Source organism: Corynebacterium aquatimens (genome assembly GCF_030408395.1).
Taxonomy (GTDB): Bacteria; Actinomycetota; Actinomycetes; order Mycobacteriales; family Mycobacteriaceae; genus Corynebacterium; species Corynebacterium aquatimens.
The window spans coordinates 1682019-1702977 of record NZ_CP046980.1; the positions used below are offsets into that span (position 1 = coordinate 1682019).

The following is a 20959-nucleotide window of genomic DNA, read 5'->3' on the forward strand; positions in this document are numbered from 1 at the left end:
CGGTTTGAGTCGCCTCGGCTCCAGCGCTGTCCGCCGGAGTATTCACGGCATTAGTCATCGCTTGACTCCTTCACTTCAATTCCTGCAAACAGATCAGTCTCTGGAAGCGGGGATTCCACGCGCGTGCGGGCTAGCTCAAATTCTTCGGTGGGCCACACTTCGGCTTGGACTTCCACGGGGCTTGCAAGGAAGGCCCCGGCCGGATCAATCTGGGTCGCGTGTGCGGTCAGCGCCTCCGCGCGCTGCCCGAAGTAGTCCGCGCACTGGATCTGCGTGGTCACGCGCTCCATGATGTCGGCGCGCCCCTCTTCCCAGCGCTTAATCATGGGTTCGTATGGGCTCGACTTCCCTTCGTCGATAAGCCGCTCATGCAAAAGCTTCATGCGCTTGTAGACAAAGCCGTGCGTGTAGTACATCTTTAGCGGCGTCCAGGGCTCGCCGGCTTCTGGGGCGTAGGACGCGTCACCGGATTTCTCCCATGCGACCATCGAAATCTCATGGACTTTGAGGTGATCCGGGTGGGGGTACCCGCCGTTTTCGTCGTACGTAATGATGACGTGCGGCTTGAAATCACGAATCCGCGCGACAAGATCACGCGAAACCGCGTCCGTATCCGCCAACGCAAAGCATCCCTCGGGCAGCGGCGGCAGCGGATCCCCCTGCGGCAGACCGGAGTCCACATACCCCATCCACTCATGCTCGACTCCCAGCGCGGATGCTGCGCGCGCCATCTCCTCACGGCGAATCTCCGTCATCCGCTCAATCACCCCCGGGCGATCCATCGCCGGGTTCAAAATGTCGCCCCGCTGGCCGCCCGTACACGTCAACACCTTGACGCGGTGGCCCTCCGCGGCGTATTTCGCCATCGTCGCCGCACCCTTCGACGATTCATCGTCCGGGTGCGCATGGATAGCCAATAAGCGAAGTCCCGTCACAAGACTTACCAACCTCTCCGTCCACTCACGGTTTAAAGGGGGTTACAGTTGAATGTGGTTCATGTTACTCAGGAAGGGTTTTCATATGAGTAATCAGCGTCCTAGCTCCCGCTCCGCGTCCCCGCGTACGAGCTCCCGCCCCGCTTCACGGTACGGCACCGCCAAGCCGTCGGCCTTAGACGAATTCACGGGTAAAGCAATGGTGATCACCACCGCATTACTCCTGATTGCGCTGGTAGTTTTCGGGGTGCGCCTTTTCCTTCAGCGCGACGACAATCCCGTCACCGCATCGTTTATTTCGCACGAGCGTATCGACGAATCCACGTCGCGCGTATGGATCGACGTTGAGCGCAAAAACCCTAACGTTCCGTCGTACTGCATCGTGACCTCTCTCAACTACGAAAAAGCTGAAGTCGGACGCCGCGACGTCATGCTGCCGGCGGGCGGCGAAAAATCCCAGCGCATGGCCGTGGACATTCCCACCCGTGATCTACCTGTATCTGGCAAGGTCTACGGCTGCTCCACCACCATCCCGTTCTTCCTCGACCCTGAGCAGAGCTACACCCAGGCGCGCTAACGGCAAACCTGCGCGACCTGCTCGGGCGCACAAGGCCCCGTGGTAGCATCCATAATCTGAAAAGAGCAATTGAACGGTAGAAAGAGGACACCTCATGGCTGAAAAGCAGCAGCAGTACATCACCCCGGAAATGAAGGCGAAGCTGGAGGCCGAACTTCAGCAGCTTATTGACAACCGCCCGGTCATCGCTGCCGAGATTAACGAGCGCCGCGAGGAAGGCGACCTTAAAGAAAACGCTGGCTACGACGCCGCGCGTGAGCAGCAGGACCAGGAAGAAGCCCGCATTAAGCAGATTTCCGAAATCCTTGCGTCCTCCACGACCGAGCGCGATGGTGTTGTCGATGGCGTCGCGGTCGTCGGCTCCGTCGTCCACGTCTACTACAACGGCGACGAGGACGATAAGGAAACCTTCCTGATTGGTACCCGCGCTGCCTCCACCGACAACAAGGATCTGGAGACCTACTCGGAGCAGTCCCCGCTCGGCGCCGCCGTACTCGGTGCTTCTGAAGGTGAGACCCGCACCTACATCGCACCAAATGGCCGCGAGATTTCGGTCACGATCGTCTCCGCAAACCCGTATGATTCAGTAAAGGCCAAAACCCCGCGCGCGTAACTCACGCGCACACATAGATCATCAACCGATCACCAATAAAGATCACCACAAGATCACCGTAAGGATCATCACTGTGAGCACCCAGATCACCCGTTCCGTAGCCGTCGCTGCAGTTGCCGCTGCTTCCCTTGCTATCGCCGCCTGCTCTCCCCCGAACGAGCAGCCGTCTGACAAAAAGGTGGACACCGCCACTGAGCAGAACCCGGACTCCCTGCCGGGCAACGGCGTCTCTGCCACCGCGACGACCAACCCGAACATCACGGAAGTCGCCTCCTCCGAGGCCGCGGAGAAGGACGCCGAGCTCTCCCAAGCAAACACCCCTGACGGTGCCCCACGCTTCAAGGACTGCAACGGCGATCTGAAGTCCCGCCCGAACCGTATTCAGCTCGACTGCAAGAACCAAGATGACGTCCTGACAGACATCGTCTGGGACTCCTGGGGCCCGGACACCGCTGAAGGCACCGGCGTCCGCAAGACCAGCACCCCGGACCGTGAGCCGGAGGAGAACATCCGCGTCATCCTCTCACTTCCAGTGAACTCTGACGGCGAGCTCGTTTTCGACAGCATCAGCGTCGACGGCCAGACCATCAACCCGGATACCAACTACTAAATCCCGAACCACTAAGTCCCGGATTCGCCGAGAATCCCCAATCCGGTCCACCACTGCCCAGAAAAGAAACGTAAAAGGTCCGCACCCCCTAAGAGCGGGGCACGGACCTTTCGCTTATCGACGAGGAGTCTTTAAGACTCACACGAGTTACAAACTAAAAGCGGAGCTTTCCGATCACGCTGAGCACGCTGATTGCACCAAGCACACCGAACAGCAGGCCACCGACGAACAGCAGGATCTCCTTCACCGGTGACTGCAGGCCACCTTCAAAGGGGTTCTTACCTGGCTCGTTGGAGGATAGTCCCGGCCTCGGCGTCGAGGTCTCTTCTTGCGTCGAGGTCTCTTCAGTGGTCGTGCTCGGCGCAGGCTCGTTGCTGGTGGTAATCGACGTCACTGGCGCAGGCTGTTCGCTGGTTGGCTTCGGTGCAGGCTGTTCGCTCGTCGGCTTCGGTGCAGGCTGCTCGCTCGTCGGCTTCGGTGCGGGCTGCTCGCTCGTCGGCTTCGGTGCAGGCTGCTCGCTCGTCGGCTTCGGTGCAGGCGCATCGGCAGCCTTAGCGATCTTCACTGAAGGGAATGGTGTGGAGGCCTTACGGTACTTAGCGTTTTCGGGCTTGCCATCCTTGTCCGAGTAGCCACAACGAATGAACGCAGGAATGGTGAACCCCAATGCCTTTGCGTCTGCGTAGAACTGGGCGAAGGCATCAGTCGGGAATTTGTTCGGGTCGGATCCATTCAGTGACGGTGCGATGCTCGCGCCAGGAGCTCCGACGGCCTTGGCAGTGACGATAATCTTGGGTGAGGCAACCGTGTAAACGGCACCCGTCTTCTTGGCCTCGAGCCCACCATGCTTCCAAGACTTACGGTTGCTTTCGGACCACTTGGTTAGATCCGCGGAACCGTTCTGAGGGTTGTAAAAGTGGAGGCGATTTCCTACGCGCTCAACTCTGATGTTCGGGTCCCCGCCCTCGGTCCGGACGTTTGTAACTTCCGCGACCGATGGATCAGGAAGATCTACCCAGAGGTTCATTTGGCTGACCTTATTAACAACCGCGTTGATATTACCGATAGCAGTGCTAACGCTCAGCGACCCAGGCACTGCCAACTTGGTTGGGGTAACAACGTACTCAAATGTCTCGCCTTGCTTCACTTCTTCCGGAGCCGTAGCGGAAAGCTTGAAGTTGAAGGACTCGAACTGCTTTTCGCCCGAGTTGTAGGTGCCTTCAGCACCGCCCGCTTGTCCCAAGGCGGCCTTGGTGTCCTGCACGCGGAGACCACACGCAAGGTTGATGTCCATCGCCGTGGTCTTGTCTGCAGCGTCAGCGTGGGGTGCATTCATAAGGCCCGCGCCGAGGGCGAGCGCAGTGAGGACAGCCACTGGTGATTTCTTGAACGGAGATCGCATAATCGAGCTCTTCCTTTCAGTTCTTGAGAAAATAGACGAAGCCATATAGTGGTCTACGCCACAGTTAGCTTGAGAGAATAATAAAGTTTCAATAAACACTTTTCCAGCAAAAACTGAAAGTTTTTTTAGGCAAAAAGAAAACCGCTGGTTGCGCAGAGTGCACAACCAGCGGTAAAGAATTTTTATTCAGTTGAAGACTTCAGCCTAGTCTCTAGCGAAGTAGGACAGCAGGCGCAGAATCTCGGTGTAGAGCCACACCAGGGTCACTGCCAGGCCAAGAGCGCAGCCCCACGCCATCTTGGACGGGGCACCCATGCGCACCAGCTTGTCGGCAGTGTCAAAGTCGGTGAGAAAGCTCAGAGCAGCGATCAAGATGCAGACCAGCGAGAAAACGATCGCAATCGGACCGCCATCGCGCAGCGGCGACATACCGGTGAAGAGGAACAGCAGGAGGTTACCAATTGCAAGCACGAGCACACCGATCAACGCACCGGTAAGAATGCGGGTGAACTTCGGCGTAACGCGGATCGCGCCGGTCTTGTACACGAACAGCATGCCCATGAACACGCCGATGGTGCCAACCACCGCCTGGAACACCAGGCTGCCGATCTCCGGGCCAACGGACAGGCCGATTGCAAAGGTGAAACCACCGACGAACAAGCCCTCAAACACTGCGTACGTCAAGGTAACTGCCGCAGAGTCGAACTTCTTACCAAACGACGACACCAGCACAGCGATCAAACCGCCGATGGCACCAACAACGCTGAGCACCAGGGCGACGCCCGGGTTCATAAGGCCTACGCCAAAAGTGATGAGAGCAAAAGCGACGATCACGGCGAGGGTGATACCGGTCTTGGTAACAACATCGTCGATAGTGATCGGGCGGTCATCGGCCATCGGCTGGCCGTACGACTGCGCAGGCATGTTCTGTTCGAAGCCCTGCTGGGCGTAGAACTGCTGCGCACCTTGCTGTACGGAGCCCTGGTGGCCGAAGCCTGGCTGGCCGAAGCCTGGTTGCGCGTAGCCCTGCTGCGTGTAACCCTGTGCGTAGGGCTGTCCGTTCTGGTCATATGCTGCTTGCTGCTGGCTAAAGCCGTAGCCATTAGCTTCTTGTGATTTCGGCAGCTGCGTCATCACAGGGTTGCTTGATCTCACGGTTAAAGTCCTTTCGTTGGCTTTTATGTCGCGGCGCGGGCCGCGCGTTAGTCAGTCATACGTTTAACGCACTACGGACGCTTTTCGTTCCCGCCCACACGACATAATGCCAAAAAATGCACTCAAAGTGCGGTATCTGTGCCCCCAGTCGGACTCGAACCGACACTGAACGGATTTTAAGTCCGCTGCCTCTGCCAATTGGGCTATAGGGGCTCCCCGGGTGCGACGCACCCAGCAAGCAGAGTGTACGCCACAGGCACTGGCACGCACCAAGTAAGGTTCATGCTCTCGTAGATAGAGACAGCCCGCCGCCGGTTCCGAAGAACCAACGCCGAGCTGATCTAGGAGATTTTCGCGTGCCGTCACCGATTACGGATCGGGCACTGAGCGGGCGATTTTAGAACGGCAGGCGCGGCAGCGGAATGTTCATCTGCTGTGCAGCAAACGCCACGATCGCGCCCAGACCCAGGCCGCCGAGGATGGCGCCCAGAACAATCATGAATACGCGAAGAGCGCTCTTCTGCTCGACCGAGCTACCCTCACCGTTCTTGCTGGACAAGTCGGCGTTAACGTTTGCCTCGCCGCCGTTGATCTGAACGTTGTAGGTGTTGTTGTCGATCTTGACCGGCTGAGCCTGGTCCTTGATGTCTGCAACCGGCACACCGGTCACAACAACGTCACCGTTGGCATCAGCGACACCCTCGTAGGTCTTGCCTGCAATCTCAACTGTGACCTTGTCACCTTCCTTGAACTTCGGCTTACCACCGTTGCCTTTGACCTTGATCTTGACGTCCTGAGTCTTCGGGGTTTCCGGGGTCTCCGGGGTCTCCGGGGTCTCCGGGGTCTCCGGGGTTTCCGGGGTCTCCGGGTTCGAAGGCTCCGGCGTGGTCGGAGTCGGCTGCACCGGGTCGACCGGGGTCACCGGCTGCTCAACCTTCTTGGTTGCCTGCAGATCAGCGGTCGGAGCGTCCTTGCCGTACTCAACCTTGACGGTCTTGGACACGGTCGCGTCACCAGCAAGTGCAACGGTGTAGTCCTTGGCTGCGGAGCCCTGGGTGATCTTCAGGTTGAAGTTCGCAACACCGTCAGCGTTGACAGCGGCGGACTGCTCGTTGCCATCAGCATCCTTCAGAGTCACGGTAGTACCAGCCGGAGCCTTGGTACCGTCAGCATCCTTGACGTTGACCTTGATAACCTGGGTCTCGGTCTTCGGGGCAAGCTTGAACTCGATCGTGGGGTTGGCATTGTCCTTGTCCACGACGACGAGCTTGTCCTGCTCCTCTGCCTCCTGATCCAGCAGCGTCGCGGTGACCACGAACTTGTCGGTCTCCTTGATCGTCGGGTGGTCCTGGCTGGTCCATGTGCCGTCCTCGCCCGTGGTGATCTCGCCAGCCTCACCGGTAGTGGAGAGCTTGACCTTTGCATCCTTGACCGGCTTGCCCTCGAAGTCGACGACCTTCACGGTGACGCTGGAGTCGATGTCCTTCGCAGGCTGACGCAGGGTAATAGTCTGAGTCGCTGCGGGCTTAACACCAACAACGATCACTTCCTGAGCAGTAGACGCCGGGGAGGTGTCCAGTGCGATCTTGATGACGCGACGCGCGCCTTCGTTGATCGTGACGGTGGACGTAATCGTGCCGTCTTCGCCGACCGTCTTGATTACCTTCTTGTCATCGACCAAAAGCGCAACCTCGGTGCCCTTGGCAACCGGCTGACCCGCTGCGTCGAGTACGCGGATGTTTACCTTCTGCGTGGTTTCCTCGGCCTTCTTCGTCAGCGTCAGAACAGTCTGCTGCGCGCCCTCAGCGGCGGAAACAGCACCCTCGACCTCCGTGCCATCAGCAAGCGTTGCGACGATCTTGCGCAGCTCGCCTTCCTTCAGCGTGATGGTCTCCTCCACCTCACCGTTTGCACCGGTGGTTGCAGAACCGGTCTTGCCAGCGATGGTGTACGTGACCTTCTCATTGGCCGCGTCGTTGCCCAGGGCATCCTTGACGACGAACTTGACCTTCACGTCCTTGTCGGCTGCAGTCTCAGCGACTGTCTTCTCCTCAACCGGGTAGTTCAGCGTCGCAGCAGCGGCAACACCGGCGATAACGTTCACGGTCTGCTTGATGGTTGCGTTGTCGGCGAGAGCGACCTCTGCCTTCCACTCGGAGCCCTTCTCAAGGCCTTCGCGGGTGATGGTTGCAACACCGTTCGCATCAGTGGTGACGTTGTCTGCGGCCTCGCCGTCGATGTTCACCGTGACGGTCTTGTTAGCGGCGGGCTTGCCCTCACCGTCGAGGACGGTGACCGTGAGGGTGGAGTTGACCTTTTCAGCCGGGATGTTCAGCGTGGCGGTGTTCTCACCCGGGTTGAGGGTGATCTCACCGGTCTTGACTGCATCGTTGTCGGCGAGGGCCACGTTGGCCTTTGCGGTGGCGTTCGGAGCCAGCTTGATGGTCGGGAAGGTGGCAACACCGTTTGCGTCGGTCGTCGCTTCCTTCTGCTCACCGTTGTAGGTGCCCTTGACAACCTTGCCTGCGGCGAGCTTGCCGTCAGCGTCGCGGACGGTGACCTTGAGGCTGGTGTCCACCTTTGCGGCGGCCTGAGTAAGGGTGATCGTGGTGGTCGGGGCGATCTTCGGGCGTGCAACACCGGTGATTTCCACAGTCTTGCGTGCGCCTGCGTCGTTAGCCTCAGCACCGACGATCTCAGCGGTGACGGTGACCTTCTCGTCCTCCTTGGCCGGAGCGGAGAACGTGAGAACACCGTTTGCGTCAGTCTTGCGGGTCTCTTCCTTGCCCGCAATGGTGACCTTGACGTCCTTGTTGGCAGCCGGAGCGCCGTTGGCGTCGAGCACCTTGACGATGCCCGGCATGTTGGCGTCGAGGCGCTGACGCTGAAGGTTGAAGGTGACCGTCTCAGCGTTCTTGGTGCCGGTGACCGTCTTCTTGTCTGCAACACCGAAGATCGCGTGGCGCACGGTCACGTCCTTGGAGGAGCCTTCCTCGAGCACGATCGGCGCGAGGGTGATGTAGCTACCGGTGCCGTCCACAACGTCAACCGTGTAGTCCTTCTTCTCACCGGCAACCTCGAGGGTGGCCACGTCGCCCTTAGCAAACGGCCTGCCTGCGTAGTCAGTAACCTTCACGCGAGCCGGAACGCTAACGTTCTCCTTCACCTCAGGCTGCGGAGCTGGAGCCGGAGCTGGAGCCGGAGCCGGAGCTGGAGCCGGGGCCGGAGCAGCCGCTTTCTCGATGGTGACGGCAGAGAACTTCGGAGAGATCTTGTTCGTGCCTTTCTTCTCGTCCGGCCAGTATTTGTCGTCCTCAGACAAACCGCAACGGATGAAGCCGTTCGCGGCGATGTTGCCTACGAAGGGCGCTCTGGCCGCGGCATCAGCGTAGAACTGAATCGGAGCCTCAGCAGAGAACGTTTCGTGGGTGTCCACGTTCGGGATTTTCGCCTGGATGGTCGAACCCGGCGCACCGGTCGCTTTCAACTTAAGCGTGATCTTTGGCAGCTCAATGTTGAACAAGCCATTGGAGCCCTTTGTGGTGGTCGCACCACCGTGGCCGTACAGGTTCTTGGAAGCAATGGTCCACTGGGTAACGTCAGCACCGGTCGGGTTCCAAATGCGCAGACGGTTGCCTTCCCTCTTAACCTCGAGTCCTGGCTGGCCGCCTTCGGTCTTGATCTCAACAACCTCAGCATTGGCGGGGAGTTCGTACCAAAGGTTGACCTGGGAAGCCTTGGAGACGTTTGCTGTCACAGCGGCCTTGATAACGGCGGGGATGCCGATGCTACCCGAGTCAATGACGTAGTCGAATTCCTCGCCCTGCTTGACCGTGTCCGGCGCTGAGGTACCGGCCAGCGTAACGGTGAAGTTCGAGTACGTCGGGTTGGCAGAGTTGTACACGCCTTCGACCGACGAGGCCAAACCCAGAGGAATTCCGCCAGGGTTCTTCAGCTGCAGGTTACAAGCCAGCTCCTGCTTGAGGTTGGTCAGGTCTTCGGCGTTGGCAACCGGGACGGCGACTGCGTACGCACCGAGGGCCAGGGCTGTAGCGCCCGCGACGGTGAAGCGCTTCGAGTTATTAAACATGTGGGATTATCTCCATCTACGTTGAACCGTGTCGTCTCCCGAAGAACGCACACAGAGGCGCCCCAGGGAGGGTCAAGGTAGATAGTAAACGGCTAAGAATAAGGTTGGGAGGCCTAAAGAACTATTACAGATAACGTTCAACCTGAGTTCATGTTGCGGTCATTGGTACGTCATTCAACCGGGGCGAGATCGAACATGGCGGCCAGGAATTGGCTGATCCAATCCAGCAAAGCTTCGTCGCGAAGCGAAGGCTTGCCCGCGCCTTGGCCCTCCTTGGGAATGGGCACGGTGATGGCTTGGGCAGTAGCGCGGTAGGTCGCAGACGGGTAGAGGCGTTTGAGGCGCACCTGCTTGGAATCGGGCAGGTCCACGGGGTGGAAGCGCAGTCGGGTGCCTTGGACAGTAATGTCGGAGACTTTCGCCAGTTTCGCAGCGTGGCGGACCTTGGCCACGTGGAGGAGACGCTGGACTTCCTCCGGCATGGGGCCGTAGCGGTCGGTCATTTCCTCAACAACCTTGGCTAGCTCGTCATCGTTCTTCGCGGCGGCGAGCTTGCGGTAGGTCTCCAAACGGAGGCGCTCAGAGTTGATGTACGTCTCCGGAATGTGGGCATCGACGGGGACATCAATGCGGATTTCCTTCGGGCCCTGATCGGTGGCATCGATCACCTCACCGCTGCTAAGCGCCTTGTATGTGTCCACGGCCTCCCCGACTAGGCGCATGTACAGGTCAAAGCCCACACCGGCGATGTGACCGGATTGTTCCGCGCCTAACACGTTGCCGGCACCCCGCATTTCTAGGTCCTTCTGCGCCACGGCCATGCCGGCACCCAGCTCATTGTTCTGCGCGATGGTGGCCAGCCGGTCGTACGAAGTTTCGGTGAGCGTGATGTCTTTCGGGTACAGGAAGTAGGCGTAACCGCGCTCACGCGAGCGGCCCACGCGGCCGCGCAGCTGGTGAAGCTGGGATAGACCCATGTTTTGAGCATTCTCCACGATCAGCGTGTTGGCGTTGGCAATGTCCAGGCCTGTTTCCACGATCGTGGTACACACCAAAACATCGAACTCACGGTTCCAGAAACCTTGGACGGTGGTTTCCAGCACCTGCTCACTCATTTGCCCGTGGGCCACCACAATGCGCGCCTCCGGAACGAGGTCACGTAGGTGGCGGGCGGTTTTTTCAATGTCGGCGACCTTGTTGTGGATGTAGAACACCTGGCCGTCGCGGAGCAGCTCGCGGCGAATCGCGGCGGCAATTTGCTTGTCTTCCTGCGGGCCCACGTACGTCAGAACCGGGTGGCGGTCCTCCGGCGGGGTGAGGATCGAGGTCATCTCACGAATGCCGGTGAGGCTCATTTCCAGGGTTCGCGGGATCGGCGTCGCGGTCATCGTGAGCACGTCCACGTGGGCCTTCAGCGCCTTGATGTGCTCTTTGTGTTCCACGCCGAAGCGCTGCTCCTCATCAACAACAATGAGGCCCAGGTTCTTCCACGCCACGCCAGTCTGAAGGAGGCGGTGGGTGCCGATCACGATGTCCACGGAGCCGTCGGAAAGCCCCTTGACGATCTCTTTGGCTTCTTTTGCCGTCGTGAAGCGCGAAAGCTCGCGGATCTCCACGCCGAAACCGTCCATGCGCTGGGTGAAGGTAGCGAAGTGCTGCTGGCACAGAAGCGTCGTGGGCACGAGCACGGCGACCTGTTTGCCGTCTTGGACGGCCTTGAACGCCGCACGCACGGCAACTTCAGTTTTGCCAAAGCCCACGTCACCAACGATGACGCGGTCCATCGGCACAGGTTTTTCCATGTCCGTCTTCACCGCGTCGATCGCTGCGAGCTGATCCTCGGTTTCCGTAAACGGGAAGTTATCTTCCATCTCCATTTGCCAGGGGGAATCCGCGGCAAACGCGTGGCCCGGTGCGGCTTGTCGCTTGGCGTAGAGCTGCACGAGCTCGCCGGCGATCTCACGCACGGCGGCGCGCGCCTTACGCTTGGTCGCCTTCCAGTCGCTGCCGCCCATTTTGCTTAGCGACGGCTGCTCGCCCCCGGAGTATTTACTCAACAGGTCCAGGGATTCCATTGGCACCCACAAGGTATCGTTCGCGCCACCGCGTTTCGACGGCTGGTATTCCAGCACGATGAATTCTTTGCGCGATTTCTCCCCGCCCATTGCCACGGTGCGTTCCGCCATTTTGACAAAGCGCCCGATGCCGTGGGTGTCATGCACAACGTAGTCGCCGGGCTTCAGGGCCAGCGGGTCCACGCGGTTGCGGCGCTTTGCGTGTCGACGCTTCCCGCCGGCGATGTCCCCCACCCTGTTGCCGGTGACATCGGTTTCAGTAACGACGACGAGCCCCGGTCCCGGGAATGACAACCCGGCGTGGGACACGGCCTGGTACAAAGTGACCGCGCCGTCCACGGGAGTTTCACCCGCAGAAGCAATGTGCGCAGAGACCCCGTTTTCACGTAAACGCTCAGCGGTTCGGTCAATCGTGCCCCGAGCTGGGGCGATGAACGCAGCGGTGCCGCCACCGGAGATGTGCAGTTTCAGCTGGCCATACAGGGACTCAATGAGGTTCGGATCGCCCTTTGGCGCTGGCCCGGGCTCATAATCGAGCGGCAACGTTTCTTCATCAGAGGCCACGAACATGCCGGGTGGGGCAAAGGTCCACCACGATGACCCAGCCTCGGTCGTGGAGACCTCCAGGGATTCAAAGGAACGAAACGAGCTTGCAGAGACGTCCAACCCTTCCACGGCGACCGGGCCTTCCGCGCCCATGGCGGCAGCTTCCCACCCGGCCTCCAAGAACTCCTGGTCTGTAGCTTGCAAATCCGCGATGCGCGTACGGACTTTTTCCGGGTTGGTCACTAACACCACCGACCCCGCCGGCATGAGGTCCGGCAACACTGCGTATGCCTGATCATCACGCCCAGATACAAGCGCCGGGGCCAGCGCTTCCATCCCGTCCGCATGGGTGCCCGTGGCAATCCGGCTGAGCATCTCCACCAACGTCCGGTTTCCTGGGTATGCCCGGGATAGTTCATCGGCGTGCGCTGAAATGGCATCGTCGATAAGCAATTGCCTCGCTGGGTGGATCTCCACCGACTGATATTCGTTGGCATCTTCATCGAAGGCACGCTGATCCGCGACGGCGAACGGGCGAATATCCGTGACCTCATCGCCCCAAAATTCAATGCGAACCGGGTGCTCCGCGGTGGTGGGAAAAACGTCGATCAAGCCGCCGCGCGTAGCAAACTGCCCGCGCGCCGCGACCATATCAACGTGGCTGTAGGCGTAGTGGGACAGTTCCTCCGTCAGCGCCGAGAAATCGCGCTCTTCATCGCGCGTAACGACGATCGGTGACCGCGGCGGCAAAAATGGCTGGCACACCGCGCGCGCGGACGCGACCACCACCGCGAGCTGCGGCAGATCCACGAGCACCTTGTTGCGCACACCCACCACGTCAGGGGCTGGCGAGAGCCTCTCATGCGGCAGGGTCTCCAACGCCGGGAACAAACCGACGCGCGTCTGCCCGATCATTGCCGCGACCTCCGCCGCCATGTCCTCGGCCTCATGCCCCGTGGCGGTGACGACTAAGACCGGTGCCGCGGTAGACAACGTTGCCGCGGCCCACGGCCGCACCTGGTCAATGCCCGTGATGTGAAGCGTGGGCTCCCCCACCCGCGTGAGCAGGCCGGTGAGTTTCGTGTCACTGATGGCGCGCTCAAGCACGCCGGAAAGCATGGGGGAAGTCACCTGTTACTTTCTACTCCCCGTCCCCAGCTTCGTACACATCATCAACACTGGACAGCTCAAAGTAGGCATCATCATCGCCGTCAAAACCGGGGGCTGGGTCTTTACCCCCAGCATCCTCTTCCTCCTCCGGCAACGCGGGCATATCACTCATGTGGCCCAGACCGTTCCACACCAAGTTGTAGAGGTGCGCCGCCACCTGGTTGCGCGTCAAACTCTTATCGTTGAGCCACCAAATCGACACGCTCGCGAACGTGCCCACCACGCCCTGGGCGTAGAGCGGCGCAAGCTTCGCATCAATGCCTTGCTGCGGGAACGCTTCTACTAACAAATGCGTAACTCGATCTGTGACCTGGTGCATCAGGGAGGTGTACACCTCTTTGCTCCCCGCCCCGTCGTCGTAAGCCTGGCCGCGCGCCAAAATAATGAACCCGTCAGTGTTCTGCTCCGCGTACGTCAGCAACGCCACAACGGCGTGGTAAACGCGCTCCCGCCAGCCACCTTCCTGGATTGACTGGGAAATGATCTCCACCAACGTTGCGATCTCTTGATCCGCGACGGCGCGGTACAACCCTTCCTTGCCCCCGAAGTGCTCATAGATCACCGGCTTCGACACACCAGCGCGCGTGCCGATTTCTTCCACGGAAATCCCCTCAAACCCACGTTCTGCAAACGCTGAGCGTCCCACCTTCATGAGTTGATCCCGGCGCTGTTCCCCGGTCATGCGTCGACGAACCATAAGTCCCACCTTAGCCGTTCCAAACTTATAAGAGAGACATTATAAATAGAAAGCTTCCCCACCAGGACTCGAACCTAGAATGACGGTACCAAAAACCGTAGTGTTGCCAATTACACCATGGGGAAAGACGGTCTGATCATACCGCATCAGCACCCCAACCCCAACTACGCATCCCTAGGCACCCTGAAATTGCTGACACTCGTGGTCCGTGCTCAGAACACGACCTGGGGTTTTGGTGCAGACCCTTCAAAAACGTGTCAACAAATTCAGGACTTGTCAGAATTTTTCTCCAATGCCACGAGTTAAGGCGTCCAAACGGGCTACGTTTGGACCATCCCCAACGAAAAAGGACAAACCCTGGGAACAGGCAGATACATGTAACCAACGGCGACGACTACTAACAAGAAATGGCAAACTACTAAAAGATGAGTACTCCATACAACCAGAACCAATGGAACCCGGGGCCTGGCTATCCAATCCCCGGGCAAGCACCGGCTGAACAAGCCCCAGAAGAGAAAAGGAAGCGCCGCACCGCGATCATCGTGCTCTTCCTCGTGTTAGCGCTCGTACTTACATCCCTTGCCGTTCTGTTCCTAGGCAAAGGAACTTTATGGGGCAAAGGCGACATCCTCCAGGAGCCTGTCCTATTCAGCGACACCCGCTACGTCGGCGACGTGGATTCCCCAGAACTAATCGCAGATGCCGATGCCGACACCGATAGCAACAACGTCCGCGTCATCATCCGCTTCTTCGGCGACGGCCGCCGCGCAACACTGACCTCCCCCACCCTCAACCGCCACTCCGAACTTCTCTGGGTCAAAGGCTACGAATACCGCGAAAACATCATCACCGGCGACGGCACCAACGGCGCCAAATGGACCTTCACCCCTGGCGACGAGATTAGCGACAACGAGGACAACATTATCGAGGGCAAGTTCAAAGTTGAAGCGCCTCGAGGTTCCGAGGGCTTCCGTGGCAAAATCACGCTTCGCCAAACTCCATGGGATGAACACGACGGCGAAAAAGAACCCGGGAAGAGCGAACCTCCAACCAAAACCACAGAACGACCTACGGCAAATTCTTCAAGTACGACTTCGTCGCAGCCTTCTGCACGTGAAGAACCGGAAAGTGAAGAAGCCGAACCGACTCCACCTGTCGGAAGCTGCGAACCAGAAGCGTTCTCCGAGTTCTTCAATGGGCAGCCGGTTGGACCCAACCCCCCGTGTGATGGACAGTGGGCCAACCCCGGCCGGGAAAGTTCTGACTGGACGAAGGTTCTCCATTTTGAAGGCGGGCAATGGCTCGAAGTTGAACCTGCTGGAACTACCAAAATGGGAATGATGGGTCCGTGCTACGACGGTGATGCATTGACCGCCCAAGGCGCACCAGAAGAGTTCTTGTCGCACCTAACTTTGTGCAGGCCCGACGAAATCGGCAACTTCTAGAACGGGATCGCGCTTTCGGGCCCCGCAGCGGAGTAACAAAGGTAAGCCAATGCTTGCTAGATAATCGCCGTGAGCTGCGCTTATATAGTCGTTCATGGCCCCAGAAATTTCGCAGGTTAACGGCACGGAGCAGCGCAACGCGAGACGCTTCATCTGGTCGAACGGCCTGCAAAACATCGGCGACCAGATCGTGGCGCCGAAGACCGTGCTGACGTGGCTGTTCCAGTCGACGGGAGTGCCCGCGTGGATGACGTCGCTGCTGGTGCCCATCCGTGAATCCGGGTCGATGCTGCCGCAGTTCGCGCTGGGGCCATGGGTGACGTCGAAACGCTCGCGCAAGAAGGTGTGGCTGATCGGCTCGTACGGCCAGGCGGCGTCGGCGGCTGGTATCGCGGTGGCGGCGGGGTTCCTCACGGGCCCGGCGCTGGGCCTGGTGGTACTTGTGCTCATGGCGTGTTTGGCGACGTTCCGCGCGATTTGCTCGATCGCGGGCAAAGACGTTCAAGGCCGCACGGTTGAGAAGGGCCACCGCGGCATGATCACGGGCCGCGCGACGGCGCTGGGCGGTGCGTTCACTCTCGTCGTGGGTCTGGTGTTGTTCTTCGCGCGCGACGAGCTGCCCAACTGGCAGATCATCGCGCTGCTGTCGCTCGGCGCGGCGACGTGGGTTCTCGCGAGCTTTGTCTTCGCGCGTATCGACGAACCGGTGCCCGACGACGTCGATGATGACGCGACGCACCACGGCTGGGGCAACATGTGGGAGCTGGTCAAAGGTGATCGGCAGCTGCAGAAATTCCTGCTGGTGCGCTCGCTCATGCTGGTCACGGCGTTATCGACGCCGTTCATCGTCATGCTCGCCCACGACAAGGGCGCGAACCTAGCGGGCTTGGGTGGCTTCGTGGTGGCCTCCGGCGGTGCGGCGCTCATCGGCGGAAGGGTGTCGGGGTGGTTCTCTGACCGATCGTCGGAAAGCACGATGGCATGGGCGGCGGGCGTTGCCTCCGTTGTGATCTTCGCGTTGGTGGCCAGCGCGTCGTACCTGCCCTCGTCCGTGAACGTCTGGATCATGCCGCTGGGCTTCTTCGTGGTCAACCTCGCGCACACGACGGTACGAGTGGCGCGGAAGACATACTTGGTGGATATGGCGGATGGGGACCGCCGGACACTGATTACGGGCGCATCAAACACGGTGATGGGCATCGTGTTGCTTGTCGTCGGTGCGATGTCGTCGGCGATGGCGGCGCTGGGCACGCAAGCGGCTCTGATTTTCCTGGCGGTACTGGGATTGTTCGGCGTTGTGGGGGCATCGCGGTTGAAAGATGTCTCGGCGCAGGAAATCTAACGGTTAAGCTGGTGGAGTAAACGCGAGTTGAAGGAGACGAAACGAGTGCCGCAACAGTTTGAACGCGCCGTGGTCGTGTTGGCCGCGGGCGCCGGAACCCGCATGAAATCCGCACGGCAGAAGACGCTGCACGAAATCGGGGGCCGCAGCATGCTGTCACACTCCCTACACGCAGCAGCGGGCATCTCGCCGCAGCACGTGGTCGCTGTGGTGGGCCACCAGCGTGACCAGGTGGGACCCGCCGTTGACGCAGTGGCTAGCGAGCTAGGACGCGACATCGTGCAGGCTGTCCAAGAACAGCAGCGCGGGACGGGCGACGCCGTTGACGCTGGCATGCGCGCGATTAGTTCGTTCCATGGCACGGTTGTGGTGACCAACGCGGACGTTCCTTTGCTGCGGGCGGAAACTATTGAATCGCTGGTGGAATCGCACGAGTCGGCCCAAGCTGCTGTGACTGTTCTGTCGTTGAAGCTGAATAACCCAACCGGGTACGGGCGCATCATCCGTTCCGACAGCGGCGCGGTACAGCAGATCGTTGAGGAAAAAGACGCCGATGACGCGCAGCGTACCGTCACGGAGGTCAATTCCGGTGTGTTCGCCTTCGACGCCGACACGCTTCGCGACGCATTGAGCAGGCTGGACACCAACAACGCGCAGGGTGAGCTCTACATCACCGACGTTCTTGCGATCGCACGTGAAGACGGTAAGAAGGTCGATGCGTTTGTGGCACCGGACGCCCGCGAGTTGGCCGGGGTCAATGACCGAGTGCAGCTCGCCGCGGCGGGCAAGGAGCTGAACCGAAGGATCGTCGAGAAGGCGATGCGCGGTGGCGCGACCGTGATCGACCCGGACACGACGTTCATTGGAGTCCACGTAGAAATCGGCGCCGACGTGGTGATCCACCCCAACACGCAGCTGTGGGGCTCCACCACGATCGGTGACGGCGCCGTGATCGGGCCTGATACCACACTGACTGATATGGAAGTCGGCGCGGGCGCGTCGGTCGTGCGGACCCAGGGCGAGCTGGGCGTGATCGGCGCGGACGCGACCGTAGGACCGTTCACCTACATCCGCCCGGGAACCACCCTGGGCGCGCGCGGCAAACTTGGAGGCTTCGTGGAAGCGAAGAACGCGCAGATCGGTGAAGGATCCAAGGTGCCGCACCTTACCTACATCGGCGATGCCACCGTGGGCGTGGAATCTAACATCGGCGCATCCAGCGTCTTTGTGAACTACGACGGTGTGAACAAGCACCACACCACGGTGGGCGACTACTGCCGTTTGGGATCCGACACGATGTTCGTCGCTCCCGTGACAATCGGCGATGGAGCCTATACCGGGGCGGGTACAGTAGTCACGGAAGATGTTCCCGCTGGTGCACTGGCGATTCGTGAGGGTCGGCAGCGCAACATCGAAGGCTGGGTTGAAGACGCTCGGCCGGGAACCCCAGCCGCGGAAGCCGCAGCACGGGCGCGCGTAGTGGACGCAACCGACACTGACCCACAGAGCACAGACACACAGAGCACAAAGGAAGAGGCATAAACGATGACTGGGTACAAAACCGAAAGCCACAAGGACCTCAAAGTCTTCTCAGGCCGAGCCCACCCCGAGTTGGCAGAGGCAGTGGCGAAAGAACTTGGCATCGAGCTCGTGCCGACGACCGCCCGGGACTTCGCCAACGGCGAAATCTTCATCCGCTTCGAAGAATCCGTCCGTGGTGCCGATTGCTTTGTGATGCAAGGCCACTCCGCGCCGCTGAACCAGTGGCTGATGGAACAACTCATCATGATCGACGCGCTTAAGCGTGGATCCGCAAAGCGCATCACCGCGATCCTGCCGTTCTACCCCTACGCGCGCCAAGACAAGAAGCACCGCGGCCGCGAGCCGATCTCCGCACGTCTGGTCGCGGACCTGCTCACCACCGCCGGCGCTGACCGCATCGTGTCCGTGGACCTGCACACCGACCAAATCCAGGGCTTCTTCGATGGCCCGGTGGACCACATGCACGCCCAGCCGATCCTGGTGGACTACATCAAATCCAAGTACTCGCTGGACAACCTGGTGGTGGTCTCCCCTGACGCCGGCCGCGTCAAGACCGCAGAGAAATGGGCCAACGCGCTTGGCGACGCACCGATGGCGTTCGTCCACAAGACCCGCGACGTGGATGCCGCCAACAAGGTCGTCTCCAACCGCGTGGTCGGTGACGTTGATGGCAAGGACTGCGTCCTCATGGACGACATGATCGACACCGGCGGCACGATCGCCGGCGCCGTCGGCGTTCTCAAGGACGCGGGCGCGAAATCCGTGGTCATCGCCTGCACCCACGGCGTGTTCTCCGACCCAGCACGGGAGCGCCTCAACGAATGCGGCGCCGAGGAAATCATCACCACCGACACCCTGCCGCAGAACACCGAGGGCTGGAACAACCTCACCGTGTTGTCCATCGCCCCACTGCTGGCCCGAACCATCAACGAGATCTTCGAAAACGGCTCCGTGACCACGCTGTTCGAGGGCCAGGCGTGATGGTGGGGAATCCCACCATCACGAGTGGGGGTCTATAGGCCAGCCATCACGGGGGTTCCTATATGACAGCCATCACGAGTGGGGGTTTATAGGCCCACCGTTTTAACCCGTCGCCGCGGGATGTCGATAGACCCTGCGGCGGCGGGTCTTCGGCTTTTTGCGCCCGATGTAGCGAAACGAAACACACGGGTGCCGCGATGTCTTAATATCTACAAAGCGCAACACGCGCACCAAGAAGCGCACGCTTGCTTATCGACGGCCGAATTCTTGCTGATTCCAAAGGAGCCACATGACCGTCTACAAAGTGACCCCCACAGAACGACGCCGAGTTGTCGCCGCCACAACAGTGGGTACCGCCATCGAGTGGTACGACTTCTTCCTTTACGCCGCCACTGCTGGTCTGGTGTTTAAGAAGGAAATGTTTGGCCCGCTCGGGCCATCGGCTGCAACACTGGTCGCCTTCCTCACGGTTGGTTTGCCGTTTTTCTTCCGTCCGTTCGGCGCATTTCTAGCCGGCCACTTCGCTGACCGGATCGGGCGCCGTAAAGTTCTGATGATCACGCTCATAGCCATGGGTTCAGCGACAACTCTGATGGGGCTTTTGCCCACGTATGCCACGATCGGCATTGCCGCCCCGATCATCCTGGTCCTGCTGCGCGTCGTGCAGGGCATTTCGGCCGGTGGCGAGTGGGGCTCGGCGGTGCTGCTGACGGTCGAGCACGCGCCCGTCGATAAGCGTGGGCTCTTTGGAGCAGGACCGCAAGTTGGCGCACCTGCTGGTTTGCTACTGTCCTCCGGCGCGATGGCGCTCATGAGCTACATTGCGCCCGGCGACGCCTTCGTGGAATGGGGTTGGCGCATCCCGTTCCTGTTCTCCCTCGTGCTGCTGGGGTTGGGTATCTGGATCCGCCACGGCGTGGAAGAATCACCCGTCTTTGAAGAGATGGCAGAGTTGAAACAAGCGCAAGCGACCAACCCCGTTGGCACACTGTTCAAAGAATTCACGCCTGTAGTTATCGTGTGTGCGGCGCTTTTCGCCGCGAATAACGCGCTCGGCTACATGACCACCGGCGGGTACATCCAGAACTACACAACCTCTGAAGACGGCCTGGGCATGGAACGCGGGCCGATCCTCACCGCGGTCACGATCGCCGGCGCCGTATGGATGGTGTCGACGTTCTTAACTGGCTGGGCGTCCGACAAACTTGGCCGGAAAAACACGTTGGTCGTTGGCTTCATCATCCAGGGCGCTGCCGCGTTCGCCCTGTTCCCGCTGGTCAACAAAGCAACATTGGGCGGCGTCTACGCTGGGTTGATCTTCCTGGCACTCGCGCTCGGATTCACCTACGGGCAGATCTCCACGCTGTACGCCGAGTTCTTCCCGGCGTCTGTCCGCGGGGCCGGTACCTCCATCACCTACGCCATCGGGTCGATTTTCGGTGGGGCGTTCGCGCCGTTCATCGCCTCTTGGATCTTCGCAACCACAGGTTCCACGTGGGGCATCACGGCATACCTGGTGACGGCCTCGGTGATCGGACTGATCGCGTCGCTCGTCATCCGCGAGCGCAAGGGCATCCCGCTTGGCCACGACAACGAACAGGCGCAGCGCAGCGGCCACTTTGTGTGGCAGCCCGCGACCTGCTAATATCTGCTCTCGTCTCGGCGAGGGCGGGAGCAATCCTGCCGTTATCGACGCGATACAATCACAGACTTTTCTGAGCGCACACTTTACAACGCTCATTGCCTGCGATCACTCGACGAGCAATCAATCGAATGGTC

General features: G+C 60.1%; 14 protein-coding genes and 1 tRNA gene. 8 read left to right on the forward strand and 7 right to left on the reverse strand.

What is annotated here, in order from left to right:
- Positions 1 to 50: 50 nt before the first annotated feature.
- On the reverse strand, positions 51 to 935 hold the full coding sequence (gene mca, locus CAQUA_RS07620) for a mycothiol conjugate amidase Mca (RefSeq protein ID WP_196823821.1): 885 nt from the start codon (positions 933 to 935) through the stop codon (positions 51 to 53).
- Positions 936 to 1020: 85 nt separating this feature from the next.
- Here mca and CAQUA_RS07625 point away from each other — a divergent pair, with 85 nt between their 5' ends.
- The 3 genes from CAQUA_RS07625 (at position 1021) to CAQUA_RS07635 (ending at position 2735) form a co-directional block, all read left to right on the forward strand.
- Positions 1021 to 1512, forward strand: a complete 492-nt coding sequence (locus CAQUA_RS07625; RefSeq protein ID WP_231375322.1) for a DUF4307 domain-containing protein — start codon at positions 1021 to 1023, stop codon at positions 1510 to 1512.
- A gap of 94 nt (positions 1513 to 1606) precedes the next feature.
- A complete protein-coding gene (gene greA / locus CAQUA_RS07630) occupies positions 1607 to 2125 on the forward strand; it encodes a transcription elongation factor GreA (protein ID WP_196823820.1) in 519 nt (172 codons plus the stop codon).
- A gap of 73 nt (positions 2126 to 2198) precedes the next feature.
- Positions 2199 to 2735 (forward strand): hypothetical protein, encoded by a 537-nt coding sequence (locus CAQUA_RS07635; protein ID WP_196823819.1) that lies wholly within the window; start codon positions 2199 to 2201, stop codon positions 2733 to 2735.
- Positions 2736 to 2889: 154 nt separating this feature from the next.
- On the opposite strand, the gene CAQUA_RS07640 is transcribed toward CAQUA_RS07635, so the two are convergent.
- From CAQUA_RS07640 to CAQUA_RS07665, 6 genes are all read right to left on the reverse strand, one after another.
- Positions 2890 to 4137 (reverse strand): hypothetical protein, encoded by a 1248-nt coding sequence (locus CAQUA_RS07640; RefSeq protein ID WP_196823818.1) that lies wholly within the window; start codon positions 4135 to 4137, stop codon positions 2890 to 2892.
- A gap of 204 nt (positions 4138 to 4341) precedes the next feature.
- On the reverse strand, positions 4342 to 5292 hold the full coding sequence (locus CAQUA_RS07645; RefSeq protein WP_290178112.1) for a Bax inhibitor-1/YccA family protein: 951 nt from the start codon (positions 5290 to 5292) through the stop codon (positions 4342 to 4344).
- Positions 5293 to 5431: 139 nt separating this feature from the next.
- Positions 5432 to 5505, reverse strand: a tRNA-Leu gene (locus CAQUA_RS07650).
- 184 nt (positions 5506 to 5689) lie between these two features.
- The gene (locus CAQUA_RS07655; protein ID WP_196825745.1) at positions 5690 to 9382 is read right to left on the reverse strand and encodes a hypothetical protein; all 3693 of its coding nucleotides are present in this window, start codon (positions 9380 to 9382) and stop codon (positions 5690 to 5692) included.
- Between the two features lie 170 nt (positions 9383 to 9552).
- On the reverse strand, positions 9553 to 13122 hold the full coding sequence (gene mfd / locus CAQUA_RS07660; RefSeq protein ID WP_196825510.1) for a transcription-repair coupling factor: 3570 nt from the start codon (positions 13120 to 13122) through the stop codon (positions 9553 to 9555).
- Between the two features lie 22 nt (positions 13123 to 13144).
- On the reverse strand, positions 13145 to 13870 hold the full coding sequence (locus tag CAQUA_RS07665) for a TetR/AcrR family transcriptional regulator (protein WP_196823817.1): 726 nt from the start codon (positions 13868 to 13870) through the stop codon (positions 13145 to 13147).
- Between the two features lie 425 nt (positions 13871 to 14295).
- On the opposite strand from CAQUA_RS07665, the gene CAQUA_RS07670 reads away from it, so the two are divergent.
- The 5 genes from CAQUA_RS07670 to CAQUA_RS07690 all read left to right on the forward strand — a co-directional run bounded on the left by CAQUA_RS07670 (position 14296) and on the right by CAQUA_RS07690 (position 20825).
- Positions 14296 to 15315: a hypothetical protein gene (locus CAQUA_RS07670; protein ID WP_196823816.1), complete on the forward strand. Its 1020-nt coding sequence runs from the start codon at positions 14296 to 14298 to the stop codon at positions 15313 to 15315.
- A 94-nt stretch (positions 15316 to 15409) separates the two neighbouring features.
- Positions 15410 to 16657: an MFS transporter gene (locus CAQUA_RS07675; protein ID WP_196823815.1), complete on the forward strand. Its 1248-nt coding sequence runs from the start codon at positions 15410 to 15412 to the stop codon at positions 16655 to 16657.
- A 102-nt stretch (positions 16658 to 16759) separates the two neighbouring features.
- Positions 16760 to 18199 carry a bifunctional UDP-N-acetylglucosamine diphosphorylase/glucosamine-1-phosphate N-acetyltransferase GlmU gene (gene glmU, locus CAQUA_RS07680; RefSeq protein ID WP_231375701.1) on the forward strand — a complete coding sequence of 480 codons (1440 nt, stop codon included), beginning with the start codon at positions 16760 to 16762 and terminating at the stop codon, positions 18197 to 18199.
- 3 nt (positions 18200 to 18202) lie between these two features.
- Positions 18203 to 19180 (forward strand): ribose-phosphate diphosphokinase, encoded by a 978-nt coding sequence (locus CAQUA_RS07685; protein WP_196823813.1) that lies wholly within the window; start codon positions 18203 to 18205, stop codon positions 19178 to 19180.
- A gap of 289 nt (positions 19181 to 19469) precedes the next feature.
- On the forward strand, positions 19470 to 20825 hold the full coding sequence (locus CAQUA_RS07690) for an MFS transporter (protein WP_196823812.1): 1356 nt from the start codon (positions 19470 to 19472) through the stop codon (positions 20823 to 20825).
- The last annotated feature ends 134 nt before the right edge of the window (positions 20826 to 20959 follow it).

Excerpts from the sequence above, each read along its gene's own strand:
- CAQUA_RS07690 (WP_196823812.1), top strand. The coding sequence starts at position 19,470 with ATGACCGTCTACAAAGTGACCCCCACAGAACGACGCCGAGTTGTCGCC.
- CAQUA_RS07625 (WP_231375322.1), top strand. The coding sequence starts at position 1,021 with ATGAGTAATCAGCGTCCTAGCTCCCGCTCCGCGTCCCCGCGTACGAGC.
- CAQUA_RS07685 (WP_196823813.1), top strand. The coding sequence starts at position 18,203 with ATGACTGGGTACAAAACCGAAAGCCACAAGGACCTCAAAGTCTTCTCA.
- greA (WP_196823820.1), top strand. The coding sequence starts at position 1,607 with ATGGCTGAAAAGCAGCAGCAGTACATCACCCCGGAAATGAAGGCGAAG.
- CAQUA_RS07655 (WP_196825745.1), bottom strand. The coding sequence starts at position 9,382 with ATGTTTAATAACTCGAAGCGCTTCACCGTCGCGGGCGCTACAGCCCTG.
- CAQUA_RS07640 (WP_196823818.1), bottom strand. The coding sequence starts at position 4,137 with ATGCGATCTCCGTTCAAGAAATCACCAGTGGCTGTCCTCACTGCGCTC.
- CAQUA_RS07665 (WP_196823817.1), bottom strand. The coding sequence starts at position 13,870 with ATGGTTCGTCGACGCATGACCGGGGAACAGCGCCGGGATCAACTCATG.
- CAQUA_RS07675 (WP_196823815.1), top strand. The coding sequence starts at position 15,410 with ATGGCCCCAGAAATTTCGCAGGTTAACGGCACGGAGCAGCGCAACGCG.
- mfd (WP_196825510.1), bottom strand. The coding sequence starts at position 13,122 with ATGCTTTCCGGCGTGCTTGAGCGCGCCATCAGTGACACGAAACTCACC.
- CAQUA_RS07670 (WP_196823816.1), top strand. The coding sequence starts at position 14,296 with ATGAGTACTCCATACAACCAGAACCAATGGAACCCGGGGCCTGGCTAT.
- glmU (WP_231375701.1), top strand. The coding sequence starts at position 16,760 with ATGAAATCCGCACGGCAGAAGACGCTGCACGAAATCGGGGGCCGCAGC.